The 14,350-nt window shown below is 70.7% G+C and carries 12 protein-coding genes; 5 read left to right on the top strand and 7 right to left on the bottom strand.

What is annotated here, in order from left to right:
• Window positions 1-348 precede the first annotated feature (348 nt).
• From ACTOQ1_RS28530 to ACTOQ1_RS28520, 3 genes are all read left to right on the top strand, one after another.
• Window positions 349-1,275: a TrmB family transcriptional regulator gene (locus tag ACTOQ1_RS28530; RefSeq protein WP_440071059.1), complete on the top strand. Its 927-nt coding sequence runs from the start codon at window positions 349-351 to the stop codon at window positions 1,273-1,275.
• Window positions 1,276-1,360: 85 nt separating this feature from the next.
• Window positions 1,361-3,040 carry an FAD-dependent oxidoreductase gene (locus tag ACTOQ1_RS28525; RefSeq protein WP_440071058.1) on the top strand — a complete coding sequence of 560 codons (1,680 nt, stop codon included), beginning with the start codon at window positions 1,361-1,363 and terminating at the stop codon, window positions 3,038-3,040.
• Window positions 3,041-3,084: 44 nt separating this feature from the next.
• Entirely contained in the window at window positions 3,085-4,506 is a 1,422-nt protein-coding gene (locus ACTOQ1_RS28520) for an ATP-binding protein (protein ID WP_440071057.1), read from the top strand.
• A 139-nt stretch (window positions 4,507-4,645) separates the two neighbouring features.
• Here ACTOQ1_RS28520 and ACTOQ1_RS28515 read toward each other — a convergent pair whose 3' ends face one another.
• From ACTOQ1_RS28515 to ACTOQ1_RS28500, 4 genes are all read right to left on the bottom strand, one after another.
• Window positions 4,646-5,905, bottom strand: coding sequence for an alpha/beta fold hydrolase (locus ACTOQ1_RS28515; RefSeq protein ID WP_440071056.1), 1,260 nt, complete (start codon window positions 5,903-5,905; stop codon window positions 4,646-4,648).
• A gap of 136 nt (window positions 5,906-6,041) precedes the next feature.
• Entirely contained in the window at window positions 6,042-6,674 is a 633-nt protein-coding gene (locus ACTOQ1_RS28510; RefSeq protein ID WP_440071055.1) for a restriction endonuclease subunit S, read from the bottom strand.
• Window positions 6,668-8,326: an N-6 DNA methylase gene (locus tag ACTOQ1_RS28505; RefSeq protein ID WP_440071054.1), complete on the bottom strand. Its 1,659-nt coding sequence runs from the start codon at window positions 8,324-8,326 to the stop codon at window positions 6,668-6,670. Before ACTOQ1_RS28505 ends, ACTOQ1_RS28510 begins: the two co-directional genes overlap by 7 nt.
• On the bottom strand, window positions 8,307-8,972 hold the full coding sequence (locus ACTOQ1_RS28500; RefSeq protein WP_440071053.1) for a hypothetical protein: 666 nt from the start codon (window positions 8,970-8,972) through the stop codon (window positions 8,307-8,309). Before ACTOQ1_RS28500 ends, ACTOQ1_RS28505 begins: the two co-directional genes overlap by 20 nt.
• Window positions 8,973-9,539: 567 nt before the next feature.
• On the opposite strand from ACTOQ1_RS28500, the gene ACTOQ1_RS28495 reads away from it, so the two are divergent.
• Both ACTOQ1_RS28495 and ACTOQ1_RS28490 read left to right on the top strand, forming a co-directional pair.
• Window positions 9,540-9,665 carry a hypothetical protein gene (locus ACTOQ1_RS28495; RefSeq protein ID WP_440071052.1) on the top strand — a complete coding sequence of 42 codons (126 nt, stop codon included), beginning with the start codon at window positions 9,540-9,542 and terminating at the stop codon, window positions 9,663-9,665.
• Window positions 9,662-11,047 (top strand): GH1 family beta-glucosidase, encoded by a 1,386-nt coding sequence (locus tag ACTOQ1_RS28490; RefSeq protein ID WP_440071051.1) that lies wholly within the window; start codon window positions 9,662-9,664, stop codon window positions 11,045-11,047. The genes ACTOQ1_RS28495 and ACTOQ1_RS28490 overlap by 4 nt, the downstream gene beginning before the upstream one ends.
• 217 nt (window positions 11,048-11,264) lie before the next feature.
• Here the strand turns inward: ACTOQ1_RS28490 and ACTOQ1_RS28485 are convergent, their stop codons facing one another.
• Genes ACTOQ1_RS28485 through ACTOQ1_RS28475 form a run of 3 tightly spaced genes read right to left on the bottom strand, consistent with a single transcriptional unit; the run spans window position 11,265 to window position 14,337 of the window.
• Entirely contained in the window at window positions 11,265-12,263 is a 999-nt protein-coding gene (locus tag ACTOQ1_RS28485) for a hydroxyacid dehydrogenase (RefSeq protein WP_440071050.1), read from the bottom strand.
• Window positions 12,264-12,292: 29 nt separating this feature from the next.
• A complete protein-coding gene (locus tag ACTOQ1_RS28480; protein WP_440071049.1) occupies window positions 12,293-12,925 on the bottom strand; it encodes a ThuA domain-containing protein in 633 nt (210 codons plus the stop codon).
• Window positions 12,922-14,337: an aldehyde dehydrogenase family protein gene (locus ACTOQ1_RS28475; protein ID WP_440071048.1), complete on the bottom strand. Its 1,416-nt coding sequence runs from the start codon at window positions 14,335-14,337 to the stop codon at window positions 12,922-12,924. Before ACTOQ1_RS28475 ends, ACTOQ1_RS28480 begins: the two co-directional genes overlap by 4 nt.
• Window positions 14,338-14,350 lie beyond the last annotated feature (13 nt).

The following is a 14,350-nucleotide window of genomic DNA, read 5'->3' as shown; positions in this document are numbered from 1 at the left end:
TCGGGAGCCGACCGGGAGCCGACCGGAAGCACGGACCGGACCGAAATTACCGGGCGCGCCACCCGCGCGGGACGGGCTCCGGCCGCCCGTCGCGCCCCGCCGGGGACCTCGCCGGTCCGGGTGGGCGCCGGACCGGGACCGGCTCCGGCGCATGATCGTCATCGGGCGTCTGAGCACGCACGATGAATCCGCCGGACCGGAGAAAAGTAAAATGTTTCCCCAGAGAGCGCTTACCCGTTCCGTTACCCCAGTTCCACGGGCTGGAACGAGCTAACGTCACGAAAATCCTACAAAACAGGTGCTTTAGGACAGCGCTAAACGGGTACCTCGCGCCGTACCATAACTGCGATGCGGGACGTAGTGGAGCAATTACAGCGCTTGGGCATGTCGGGCTACGAGGCCAAGGCGTACGTCACCCTGGTCGGCGCCGGACAGCCCCTCAACGGCTACGAGGTCGCCAAGCGGTCAGGCGTGCCACGCAGCACCGTCTACGAGACGCTCGGCAAGCTGGTGGCCAAAGGGGCGGCCTACGAGTTACGCGGCTCCGACGACGCCACCGACTACCTGCCGCTGCCGCCGCGATCCCTGCTGGAGCGCATGCGCAGGGAGTTCACCGACTCGATCGAGTCGCTGGAGGTCTCGCTGCCCGCGATCGTGGCGCCGCCCAAGGCCTACCTGATCCACAACCTCAAGGACGCCGGGGCGCTGCTCGCCCGGGCCGAGGACGTGGTGGCCGGGGCACGGGGCGACCTGTTCCTGTCGATCTGGCCCGAGGAGATGGGACTCCTCTCCTCGTTGATCAGGCGGGCGGTCGAGCGCGGCGTCGAGACCTCGGTGATGCACTTCGGGGCGGCACGGGAACCGGTCGGCAACCTGTACGAGCACCGCTTCCCCTTCCCCGGCGCCGTCCACGAGGGCGAGGGGACCGCGAAGGAGAACCCGGACCACCGGCTGCTGGTCGTCGCGGGTGACCGGCGGGAGGCCCTGATCGGCGGCTTCGCCGGGGGCACCGCGTGGGGCGTCTACACCGAGGATCCGGCCGTCGTCGCGATGGCGGTCGAGTACGTCAGGCAGGACATCGCCCTGCAGATCGTCGCCGACCGGGTCGGGCACGAGACCATGCGCGGGATCTGGGCCACCGACCCCGACCTCAGACGCTTCCTCGCCGACCGCGACCGCCCGGCCGCCCTGCTGCGCGCCGCCGGGGCACCCGGTCACCGTCCCTACGGTTCTCCCCCGTCACCTGGGCCCCTCGCCCCCCACGACCACTCTTGACAAATATTGGGTTTAACACGGATGTGACATCCTTTGGAGAGATTGTCTCCATATCGGATGTCTCCATATCGGGGGAAGGCAGGACATGGAAAAACCGGTCATCATGACGGTCGACGACGATCCCGGCGTGTCCCGTTCCGTCGCCCGGGACCTGCGGCGACGCTACGGCCACTCCTACCGCGTCGTCCGGGCCGACACAGCGGCCGACGGCATGGCCAGCGTCCGCGAGCTGCGACTGCGGGGCGACGACGTGGCGGCGATCCTCGCCGACTACCGGATGCCCCAGATGAACGGCGTGGAGTTCCTGGAGCAGGCCATGGACCTGTATCCCTACGCGCGCCGCGTGCTGCTGACCGCCTACGCCGACACCGAGGCCGCGATCCAGGCGATCAACGTGGTCGACCTCGACCACTACATGCTCAAGCCGTGGGACCCGCCGGAGGAGAAGTTCTACCCGGTGCTGGACGCCCAGCTCGACGCCTGGCAGCGGACGGACCGGCGCGAGTCCGACGAGCTGCGGGTGGTGGGCGCCCGCTGGTCGGCCCCGTCGTACGAGGTCAGGGACTTCCTGTCGCGCAACCAGGTGCCCTACCGCTGGATGCTGGCCGACTCTCCGGAGGGCGCCGAGCTGCTCGCGGCGGCCCAGGAGAAGGCGGCGGGGGAGAATGCGGCCGTCAGCCCGGCCAGGCTGCCGCTGGTCATCACCGGCGACGGTACGAAGCTCGTCGCGCCGAGCCTTTCCGAACTGGCCCAGGCCGTGGGGCTGTCCACCGCCCCGGCCACCGACTTCTACGACCTGATCGTGATCGGGGGCGGCCCCGGCGGGCTGGGCGCCGCGGTCTACGGCGCCTCCGAGGGGCTGCGCACCGTGATGGTCGAGCAGCACGCCTCGGGCGGGCAGGCGGGCCAGAGCTCCAGGATCGAGAACTACCTGGGCTTCCCCGACGGCGTCTCCGGCGCCCAGCTCGCCGACCGGGCGCGGCGCCAGGCCGCGAAGTTCGGCGCCGAGCTGCTCACCGCCCGCACGGTCACCAGCCTGGAGGTCAAGGGCCGGGCCCGGGTGGTCGGCTTCGCCGACGGCGGCACGATCGCCGCGCACACCGTCATCCTGGCCACCGGCGTCTCCTACCGGCGGCTGAACGCCCCCGGCCTGGAGGACTTCATCGGCTCCGGCTGCTACTACGGCGCGGCCCTGACCGAGGCGCCCGAGTGCGCGAACCGCGAGGTCTACATCGTCGGGGCCGCCAACTCGGCCGGCCAGGGCGCGGTCTACCTGTCGGGGTACGCCAGCAAGGTCCACCTGGTCGTCAGGGGGGAGGGGCTGGAGCGGACCATGTCGCACTACCTGATCGAGCAGATCTCGCGGATCCCGAACATCGAGGTGCACACCGAGACCGAGGTGGTCGGCGCCGAGGGCGAGGGCCACATGGAGCGGATCACCCTGAAGGGCCCCGAGGGCGAGCGCACCGTCGAGGCCGAGTGGCTGTTCGTCTTCATCGGCGCCCAGCCGATCACCGACTGGCTCGGCGACACCATCGAGCGCGACGCGAGAGGCTTCGTCCTCACCGGCCCCGACCTGACCGCCGACGAGAACAGGCCGCGCAACTGGCCGCTCCGGCGGGAGCCGTACCACCTGGAGACGAACGTGCCGGGGGTGTTCGCCGCAGGCGACGTCCGGGCGGACTCGATCAAGCGGGTCGCCTCGGCGGTCGGCGAGGGCGCGATGGCCGTGGCACTCGTCCACCGCTACCTGGAGAAGATGTGACCACCCCGGACGAGGTCCCTCCCCGTGCTCACGAGGGAGACCGAATGATCGACATTGACGTGCTCCGCGGGCTGTTCCTCTTCGAGAAACTCGACGAGGACAAGCTCCGGTGGCTCGCGAGGTACGGGGACGAGGAGGAGTACGACGCGGGCGAGGTGATCGTCAAGCAGGGTGATCCGGCCGACTGCTTCGCCGTGCTCATCGACGGTGAGGTGGTGATGATCACCGAGACCACCGCCGGGCCGGTCACGATGACCCCGAACTCGCAACCCGGCGTCTACGGCGGCGCGGTCCTGGCCTACCTGGGCGACCGCGCCCCGGCCACCTACGGCCACACGCTGCGCGCCACCAAGCCGACGCGCATGTTCATGCTTCCGGCCAGGAAGTACGGCATGATCATGGCCGAGTGGTTCCCGATGGCGGTGCACCTTCTGGACGGGGCCCGCCTGGGCGGGATGGCCCAGCGGGAGTTCATCGACCGGCGGCAGCGGCTGACCGCGCTCGGCACGATCACCGCCGGGCTCACCCACGAGCTCAACAACCCGGCCGCGGCGGCCGTACGGGCCGTGGACGACCTGCGGGAGAGGATGAGGACCTCGCGCGGGCGGCTGGCCGCGCTGGCCGAGGACGGCATCGAGCCCGAGCGGCTGCGCACGCTGATCGACCTGCACGAGACGTGCGTCACCAGCGCCTCGGAGGCGCCCTCCCGCTCCCCGCTGCAGATCTCCGACGCCGAGGACGAGCTGGCCGACGCCCTGGAGGAGGCGGGGGTGGCGGACGCCTGGGAGATCGCTCCGCCGCTGGTGGCCGCCGGGTTCAAGGCCGGCAAGCTGGACAAGGTCCGCGAGGCGCTGGGCGAGCGCTACCTGGACGGGGCGATGCACTGGCTGTCGGAGGCCATCGAGATCACCCAGATGCTGAACGAGGTGACCGACGCGACCGAGCGGATCTCCTCCCTGATCGCCTCCGCCAAGCAGTACTCCCAGATGGACCGGGCGCCGTACCAGACGGTGGACGTGCGGGAGCTGCTGGACAGCACCCTCACCATGTTCCGCGGCAAGATCCCGCCGGGGATCACCATCGCCACCGACTACGACCCCGAGCTGCCGCCCATCCCCGCGTACGCCGGGGAGCTCAACCAGGTGTGGACCAACCTGATCCACAACGCGCTGGACGCGATGGCCGGCACCGGCATCCTGACCGTCCGCACCCGGCTGGAGCACGACACGGTCGCGCTGATCGAGATCTGCGACACCGGCCCCGGTGTCCCCGAGGCCCTGCGTGAGCGGATCTTCGAGCCGTTCTTCACCACGAAGTCGGTCGGCGAGGGCACGGGCCTCGGCCTGGACATCTCCTTCCGCATCGTCGCCGGCCGCCACGGAGGCGACCTGCGCGTGGAGTCGGAGCCCGGCGACACCCGCTTCCAGGTGCGTCTCCCCCTCACCGAGACGGCCGACTCCACCTGAGACCGCCCGGCCGGCACCTCCCGCCCGGCGGCGGGAGGTGCCGCGACGCCCTCGACGCCCCGACGTCCGGGTGCCGTGGACGTCCGAAGACCCTGGTCGTCGCGGGAGCGGGGCACGTTCAGGAGCCAGCCGGGCACGTTCAGGAGCCGTGGACGCCGCGGGAGATGTCCATCAGGCGGGCGAGGACGGCGCCCCCGGAGACGCGGACACCGTCGTGCTGCCACTCGTTGGTCACCCAGGTCCGCAGGTTGCCCACCGTCCGCGCGGTGCGCATGGACAGGCCCTCGTCGACGTACATGTCGTCGTAGTAGACGGCGGCGGCCACCGGGACCCGGTTGGCGGCCAGCCGGGCGGGATCGTAGAGGGCGGGCCAGCCGGTGGCCGCGGCGAGGATCTCCGCGGCGCCCTTGAAGGGGCGGAGCGCGGCGATCTCGTCGAACATCCACGGGTAGATCATCTCTCCGGTGGGCAGCGTCGTCGCCGCGTCCTCCTCGAACTCCTCGGGCAGCAGCCGGTGCGCGGCCCAGCCGGTGGCGGCGCCCTGGGCGTAGATCGACTCGTGCAGGACCGCGTAGAGCGGGTTGCCGACGAAGCCGGTGGCCATCATGACCTCGTACAGGAACAGGTCGGAGAGCCTGTCGCCGGTCCAGGCCTCCTCCAGCACCCAGTGCAGATACTCGGCCCCGTCGCTCATGCCCAGGCACATGCCGAGGGTCTGCAGGCGGCGCACGGTCAGCACGTCGCCGTCCGGGAGGAGGACCTCGTGAAGGCGCAGGTGGCCGGCTATCGCGTCCAGACGGCCCGAGTCGTGCGGGTAGCGGGCGAAGTAGCGGTTCACCTTGTCGCGGACGCGCGGGTAGGTGCGGGAGTAGACGTCGTCGGCGGTGGCGTCGAGCCCGGACAGGCCCCCGGTCACGTAACAGGCCGCCAGGCCCTCGGGAGCCCGGGAGAGGTAGGTCAACGTGATGAAACCGCCGTAGCTCTGGCCGAGGGTCTCCCACGGCCGGTCGCCGCAGAGCTCGCGCCGGATCAGCTCGGCGTCGGCCACGATCGAGTCGGCCCGGAAGTGCCCGAGGCGGGCGGCGAGCTCGGCGTCCGTACCGCGCGCGGTCTTCGCGGTGATGGGGGTGCTGCGGCCGGTCCCCCGCTGGTCGAGCAGGAGGACCCGATGGGTCTTCAAGGCGTGCCCCAGCCACCCGTCGGCGGCGGCCGGGCGCGGTGACTTGCCCCCGGGACCGCCCTGCAGGAAGAGCAGCCACGGCAGGTCCTCCCCCTGCCGCGCCGGGTCCACCGCCTCGCGGGCGAAGACCTCGATCGTCTCGCCACCGGGGTCGGCGTGGTCGAGGGGGACGGTGAACACGTGGTCGGTGAGCGCCACACCGGGCAGAAGGACAGTCACCCACGGAAAGCTATCGGACCCGGGTGCTAGCTTTCGCCCCAGGTGGAGGACGGCGACCCTGGACGCGGAACCGTTCCCCGCGTCGGAGACGAGCATGACGACGACGCGGCGGTGGGCGTTGCCCGCCCACCGGGGGCTATCCGCCGGATCCGCCCAGTCCCTGTGCGACCGGGGTTCCGGACATCAGCAGGGGAAGGATGCTGTCTCGGAGTTCGGCGGTGGTCTGGCAGATTCGTTCGTGAGCCGTGATCTTCTCGTTCAGCGCGCCGAGTGTCTTGCCGATCGAGCGCTGCACCGGGAGGGGGGCGAGCGCGACGGGAAGCGCGCCCAGCGCTCTGGTGCTGATGTTGGGCACGGCTGTTCCCGCGCCGTTGCGGGCGAACCAGTTCTGAACAGACGGATGGCTCAGGTAGTGACTGAGGTACGACGGGTCGACCGATGGGCCGGGACGAAGTCTGATGATTCCCGTACCGATCACCCACCCTTCCTGTTCCGCCGTTACCAGGGCGTGCTTGCCGATGCCCCCGGTTCGTACGCACACGACGTCTCCGGCCATGAGCCGGTAGGAAGGCAGTTTCGCGGCGGCCTCCTCACCGATCCCGTCGGGGATTCCGGTGAATCTGTCGTCGGCGATGTTCCTCGGCTTCATCACGGCGACGGGACCGCCGGAGTCCGCCGGGGTGGAGGATCCCGCCTTCAGCTCGCAGATCTCTTCGAGCCTGACCTCGGTCCAGCCGTCAGGCAGTTCCCCGATGAGTGAACTCACCATCCGAGTCTCCTCAGCTCGTGTTCGGCTCTCGCGTCCGCCTCCGCCGCCCGTACGTGCAGGTCGTCGAGTTTCCTCAGCAGGGCTTCGACCGTCCGCCCATCGCCGGGCACGGCCGCCGGAAGCGGCACGACGTGTTTGCGGGGATTCAGGTTGTAGTCCTGATCACGAATGTCCCTGAGCGGTACGGACGTGGCCGGCGCGGAGCCCGGCTCCTCACCGCGCCGCTGGCGGGCGACGATGTCACCGATCTCCCGGATGTCGTCGGCACCGAGTTCCCGCCGGGTACGGGTGACCATCCGCCCCGTGCGCGAGGCGTCGACGAAGAAGACCTCCTCGCGCGACTCGGTCGGAGGTGTCAACAGCCAGACGGTGACGGCGACGGCCGTCGAGGAGAAAAGCCGGGGTGGTAACGCGATCACCCCTTCGACGCAGCCGTCCTCCACCATGCCCGCGCGGATCGCCCGTTCTCGCTCGTTCTCGGAGTAGGCGGCGTTGGGTGCCATGACGACGGCCGCGCGTCCTCCCCGCGCGAGCAGGCCGACCGCGTGCTGCAACCAGGCGAAGTTCGCGTTGTGGGCAGGCGGTGCCCCGTAGGGCCACCATCCGCGGTCAGGGTCGCCGGAGTACCAGTCGCCCATGTTGAAGGGCGGGTTGGTGACGACGTATTCGAATCGCGACCGGGGATACGGATTCCAGAGCTCGTGAACCGGACGAGTGGCGAGGTCGGCGTCCACTCCGTGGAGCGTGAGGTTCATCCCGGCCAGCGTGAGAGTTCGCCCGTCGGAAGTCTCGCCGCGTACCGAGGAAGGCGGCCGGCCGCTCGCCTCCCGGACACGGGCCGCCGCTGCGACGAGCAGTTCGCCCGTCCCGCAGGCCGGGTCGTGAATCGCTTGTGGCAGGTCCGGTGACAGAACCTCGACCAGCGCGCGTACCACAGAGTCCGGTGTGTGGAAATTTCCGCCTTTGCGACCTTCCAGTAGCGCGAAGTGTCCCAGCAGCCCGTGGAAGACCTCCGCGCCCCCACGGCGGTCGACCGCCTGATCGACCGCGTCGGCGATGCCGGCGAGCCTGCGACCGGACCGGTTGAGCGTCCCGAAACCAGCCCAGTCGAGCATCCAGTGGTTCGGCAGGATCGCGTCGACCTCTGCGCTCAGGCGTGCCAGGGCAATCGGGCCGTGCCCTTCCCGGAGATCACGTGTAACCGCGCCCCAGCTGCCGCTCCTCCGCACACGCAGGTAGACGAGGATGAGCACAAGATCCCGGTACTGGGCCGGGTCCACGGGGCCGCGCAGCCTCATGAGCTTCTCCCACAGGACGTCCTCCTCGTCGGAAGGACCGGGAGGCGCGCTGGAAGGTGCGGGCACGGGCACGGGCCTTTCCTCGTCGGAAGGCATGGCCAGGTTCCGACGAAAACGGGTGCCGTATGTGGAACCGGCCGGTTCTCCGGCCATGAGCATGTTGCTCGCGATCACGCGGCGATCGAGCCAGGCGCCGATGACCGACGTCTCGAAAAGCTCCTCGCCGCCGATCGGGACGGGCGACGGGAAGTCACGGTGACGGCGTTCCCAGTTGGTCACGGCCGGACGCCGCACCTCCGCCAGCCGGGCTATGTCGGACCGGGACACGTAGCCGTCAGGCCTGTTCGTCGTCATGATCCTCCTTCGGCTTCCGGGCGAGGATCTCAGGCACCCGGTCGAAGCGCCGCAGCCATGGCGCGACCTCGGGTTCCAAGTAGCCGAGAAGGCGATAAATCTTGGCGTGATCGGCCACCAGGTGCCGGTGGTGGATGGGCTCGTGGTGCATGATCCTGTTACGGAACAGCACCATCGCCTGGAGGTTGTCGCGCAGCTCGCCGCGACGGCCCGAATAGTGCGGGAAGGCCCTGTGCAGCGCCGGCACCCAGAGGTGCCGGTCGTAGGCCTGGCTCAGGAGCGACACCCAGAAGCCGAACGACAGTTCGGCGAGCACGTCGTCGGCCGTGAAAGGAATGCCGCTCCTACGACTTCTACGACCCAGGTCGTCCCGGGCTTTGGCGATCTTGCAGGCGTCATGGCTCCGCAGCGGTGCCACCTCCCACCAGTCGGCCCGGCCGTAGCGGGCGCGGAGCTGGTCATGCTCCGCGTTCCGCAGCCCTATCTCCAGGCAGTGCAGAGGACCGTAGAAGGCCTCCGACACCTCGACGTTCCAGCGGTACAGCCGCCATGCCCGCATGACATTTCGTCCGGAGACGTCGAGGTAGGGCGTGAAGCGCGGCGTGGAGAACACCCGCTGAAACCATTCAGGCAGTTCGGAGGTCACGACCGCTCTCTCTGGGATCAACTGTTGGGGACCGGCGGCGCCGGGTAGGGTGAACGTGTAAGCCCCGGGTCCGCCTCTGCTTCGCATGCCGCCCGGGGCACGGCTTTTCCCACGCCGGCTTCGGGCCACCGCCTCCCTGGGCGGGCCTGGCGTCCCGAAGATCTACCTGTCGCGGACGACGATATCTCCGCACCTGTCGACCCGCAAGCGTAATGCAATACAAAAACTGTTAACCCCCTCACGGAGACTTCCGGGAGAAGGTTCTCCGGATCGCCCACGACAGGGGCGGCCGCTCCGCGCCTGACAGAACTCCGACCCCGCGGCGTGCCGTACGGCCGTAATCTTTCATGGACCACGACGAGACCCGGCTTCTGGGAAGCGGGCCCCGCAGGAGCCCCGGAGCCCCTCCGACATGGATCGGCACTGTCCGTGACGTGAGAAACGACTCGATAACACCACCTTGACGCAGACGGAGCTTTGCCTCTTAAATTTCAATATGAATTAAGCCTCGAAGTTGAGCAGTCGCCACTCCCCGTGAGCGCTCACAAAGCGCGGGAGGGTGACTCGATGCGCAGAGAGCATCGGCTGGGCACCGGCTGGGTACTGCCCGGCGCCCGGCCACCGATCGTCGTCCCGGCGCTGCTCGTCAGGCGACACATCCGCGTAACCACGCAAGGAGCGATCAAGGGATGACCCAGACCGACGACCGGACCGGCACCGGCCTGGCCCTGTTCCCGCCCGCTTTCCGCTGGGGGGTCGCCACCGCCGCCTACCAGATCGAGGGCGCCACCGCGGAGGACGGCCGTACCCCCTCCATCTGGGACACCTTCTCCAGGACCCCCGGCCGGGTGCACCTCGGACAGACCGGCGACGTCGCCTGCGACCACTACCACCGCTACGCCGAGGACGTGGCCCTCATGAGGGACCTCGGCGTCAACACCTACCGCTTCTCCATCTCCTGGCCCCGGATCAAGCCCGACGGCACCGGACCGGTGAACCCCCGCGGCCTCGACTTCTACGACCGGCTGGTGGACACCCTGCTGGCCGCCGGGATCGACCCCATGGCCACGCTGTACCACTGGGACCTGCCGCAGACCCTGGAGGACGGGGGCGGGTGGACCGTACGGGACACCGCCCACCACTTCGCCGGGTACGCGGAGGCGGTGTACGACCGGCTCGGAGACCGGATCAGGACCTGGACGACCCTCAACGAGCCGTGGTGCTCGGCCTTCCTCGGGTACGGCACCCGCGACCAGGCTCCCGGCCGCGCCGAGCCGGCCTCGGCCTTCCTCGCGGCGCACCACCTGCTGCTCGGCCACGGCCTGGCGGCCCGCGCCCTGCGCGCGGCGGGCGCCGGGGAGGTCTCGGTCACGGTCAACCTCACCCCGGTGTCCCCCCGCGACCCGCAGGACCGGCACGACGTCGCGGCGGCCAGGCTCGTCGACGGCCTGCACAACCGGATCTTCCTCGACCCGATCGTGTACGGGCGCTACCCGGCCGACATGCTGGAGCACACGGCCCGCTTCACCGGCCTGGACCACATCCTCGACGGCGACGAGGAGCTCATCGGCGCCCCGATCGACTTCCTGGGGGTCAACTACTACGCGCCGACCTATGTCGCGGCGAAGGTCGGCACGCCCTCCTCCGACCGCTTCCCCGGCACCGAGGGCGTCGAGCACCCCGACCCCGGCCTGCCGGTGACCGCCATGGGCTGGCCCGTCGAGGCGGACGGCCTGCGCAGGCTCCTGGTACGGCTGGCGCGGGACTACCCGTCCACCCCTCTGATGATCACCGAGAACGGCGCCGCCTACCCCGACTCCGCCGAGGACGGCAGGGTGGCCGACGCCGAGCGCGTCGACTACCTGCGCACCCACCTGCTCGCCGCCCACCAGGCGATCCAGGAGGGAGCCGACCTGCGCGGCTACCTGGCCTGGTCGCTGATGGACAACTTCGAGTGGGCCTACGGCTACGACAAGCGGTTCGGGCTGGTCCACGTCGACTACGACACCCAGACGCGCATCCCCAAGGACAGCGCCCTGTGGTACAGCGGGGTCATCGGCAGGAACGGGATCTGACCCGGGAGTCCCGGGTATCACCTGACACGGATGCTCCCCCGCCCTCGGAAAGGGACGGGGGAGCATCCGCTTTCACCACCTCGTGAAGCCGCGATCCGTGTCCGTGATGCCGTACGACCTCCCGTCGTACGGCATCACGTCTTCGAGGCAGGCCCGTTTCCGCCACGGCGTACGGCCGGACACGGCGGCCGCCGCCGGGAGGTAACCCCTGCGCGCGTCACGCGGTGATCGCCAGCAGTTCCGGGTCCACCGGGTGGCGCAGCGGCCGGCCCGCCAGCGCCAGGAGCACCTCGTCCACCGCGCACGCCCCCAGCCTGGCCAGCTCGTTGCCCAGCGCCCCGGCGACGTGCGGGGTGAGGATGACGTTGGGCAGGTCCCACAGCACCGAGTCGGCGGGGACGACCTCGGGCTCGGTCACGTCGAGCACCGCCGACAGCCTGCCGGTGGCCAGCTCGGCGACGAGCGCCCCCTGGTCCACCAGGGAGCCCCTGGCGGTGTTGATGAGCGTCGCGCCGTCGCGCATCGCGGCCAGGCGGGCCGCGCCGACCATCCCGATCGTGTCGTCGGTGGCCGGGGCGTGCAGGGAGACGATGTCGGCGGCGGCGAACAGCTCGTCGACCCCGACCAGGCGGGCACCGAGCGCCCGCGCGCCCCGAGCGTCCAGGTACGGATCGGCGATCAGAACGTCCAGGTCGAAGGGGGCGAGCAGTTCCGCGACCCTCCTGCCGATCCTGGAGGCCCCGACCAGGCCGACGGTCCTGCCGTAGTTGCCGTAGTCGCCGTAGTCGCGGTGGCCGTCGCGCCCCTGGTACAGGCGCAGGTCCTCCCTCCTGTCCCGGTACTCGCGGGCGAGCGCGAGGACGGACTTGCCGGTGAGCAGGATCATCGCCACGGTGTACTCGGCGACCGGCAGGGCGTTGGCCGAGGCGGCCGAGCTGACCGGGATCCCCCGGGCGAACACGGCCTGGCCGACGTGGCCCTTGACGCTCCCCGCCGCGTGCACGACGGCCCGCAGGCGCGGCGCGCGGCGCAGCACGGACTCGTCGATGAGCGGGCAGCCCCAGCCGGTGACCAGGACCTCCGCCCGCTCCAGGCGCGCCCGCGCCTCGTCGGAGGCGAAGTCGGTGAGCGGCGCCGCCAGGTCGGCCTCGGCGACCGCGCGGAGGCGGTCGGCGACGCCGGGGGGGAACAGGCGGGCGGGCAGCCCCGGGTACATCGCCGGCACCACCGAGGGCGGACCGGCGGTCACCGGCCGGCCCAGATCAGGCCCCGCCGGGTGAGCTCGTGCACGGTGGGGTGCCGCAGGTCCTCCATCCGGTGGCCGACGGCGGAGAAGAAGACCTTCCCCCTCCCCCACCGGCGGGTCCAGACGACGGGCATCGGGGTCTGTGGGGAGACGAACCGGGTGGTGGCGAGGACCTCGTTGTGGGCGTCGGTGAGCATCCAGTACTGCTCGGTCTCGACGGTGAAGTCGTCCAGCCCGGCGACGATCGGGTGCCCGGCGTGCGCGGGGTCGATGACGACGTCGTAGGTGAGGAAGTCCTCGGGGTGGTGCAGGAAGAGCCCGCCGACCATCCGCAGGTAGTCGTGGCTGCCGTCGAAGGTCGCCACCAGGCCGCCGTGCCAGCCGGCGAAGCCGGTGCCCGCGCGGACCGCCGACACCAGTCCCGCCTCCTGTTCCGGTGTCAGGACGCCGCCCGTCCAGCACTGCACGATCAGGTCGGTCCCGGCCAGCAGCGGCCCGTCGGCGTAGACCGCCAGGTCGTCGGCGACGGTCACCTCGAAGCCCGCGGCGGCCAGCTCGGGGACGAACAGCTCGGTCGCCTCGACGGGGACGTGCCCCTCCCAGCCGCCGCGGACGACCAGCGCCCTCCTCATCGGCGGCCGGCCGGGTCGCTCGCCCAGTCGGGCAGGGTGAGCGGGGTGCGCTGGACCCCGATCCACTGGCGCCTGGTGAAGCCCGGCATCTGGTTCTCCGCGCCGTGACGGGCGTGCGCGTCGTTGACGTGGACCTCGCCCGCCCGCAGCCGCTCGGCCACGTCCATGCCGCGCATCAGGTCGGCGGTGAACACCGAGTCCATCATCATCGGATGCCGGTTGGCCAGCTCGACGGCCTCGTCCTCGGAGTCGACCACCGTCACCGGGATGACCGGCCCGAAGATCTCCTCGGTGAACGCGGGCATGTCCGGGGTCACGTCGGCCAGCACGGTGGGGCGGTAGAACAGCCCGTCGTAGGTGCCGCCGGCGACCAGCCGGGCGCCCTTGGCGATCGAGGGCGCGACGATCCGCTCGTGCAGCCGGGTCCGCTGGCCCTCGCTGATCAGCGGGCCCAGGTCGGTGTCCGGCGACATCGGGTCACCCAGGCGCAGCGCCTCGACCCGTCTGGTCACGGCCTCCAGGTAGCGGTCGGCGACCTCGCGGACGACGATGTGCCGGCTGGAGCTGATGCACGTCTGCCCCTGGAACTCCAGCGAGGCGATCATGGCGTGGGAGGCGGCCAGCTCGACGTCGGCGTCCTCCAGGACGATGAAGGCGTTGTCGCCGCCCAGCTCCAGGCGGATCGCGCGCAGGTCGGTGGCCGCGGAGGCCGCGATGAGCAGGCCGACCTCGCGGGAGCCGGTGAAGTCCAGCAGGTCCAGCCCCCGGTGCTCGGCCAGTGCCCAGCCGGCCTCGGGGCCGTCCCCGGTGACCACGTTGAACACCCCGGCGGGCAGCCCGACGGCCTCGGCGGCCTCGGCCAGCACGTGGCCGCCGACCAGCGGGGTCAGCTCGGCGGGCTTGAGCACGACGGTGTTGCCGAACGCCAGGCCGGGCGCGACCATCCGCATGGCGAGGTTCATCGGGTAGTTCCACGGCGTGATGACGCCGATCACGCCCAGCGGTACCGCGCGCGACAGCGAGAGCTTGCCCGCCTTGTACGGGGGCAGGATGTCCCCGGCGTTCTCGGTCGCCTGGACGGAGGAGATGAGGAGCTGGCGGATGCTCGTGCTCACCTCGTCCTCGGCCTTGGCCCGCACCCCGCCCGTCTCACGGATGCTCAGCTCGACCAGCTCTTCGTAGCGGCCCTGGAGGTGCTCGGCGAGGCCCCGCAGGTATCCGGCCCGATCGGGTGCCGACAGGGCGGCCCAGGCGGGCTGCGCGGCACGGGCGGCGGCGACGGCCCGATCGACGTCGGCGGGACCTCCCAGCGCGTACGTGCCGATCTGCGCACCGGTCGCCTTCTCGTGCACGGGGGCGGCGCCTCCTGAGGCGGCGTCCTGGAACGTCCCGTCGATGTACAACCTGCCCACAGCCATCCCCTAC

It is taken from the genome of Streptosporangium sp. OZ121 (assembly GCF_051918885.1).
Taxonomy (GTDB): domain Bacteria; phylum Actinomycetota; class Actinomycetes; order Streptosporangiales; family Streptosporangiaceae; genus Streptosporangium.
The sequence above is the reverse complement of the archived record's forward strand: the minus strand, read 5'-3'. Positions and strand labels throughout refer to the sequence as shown.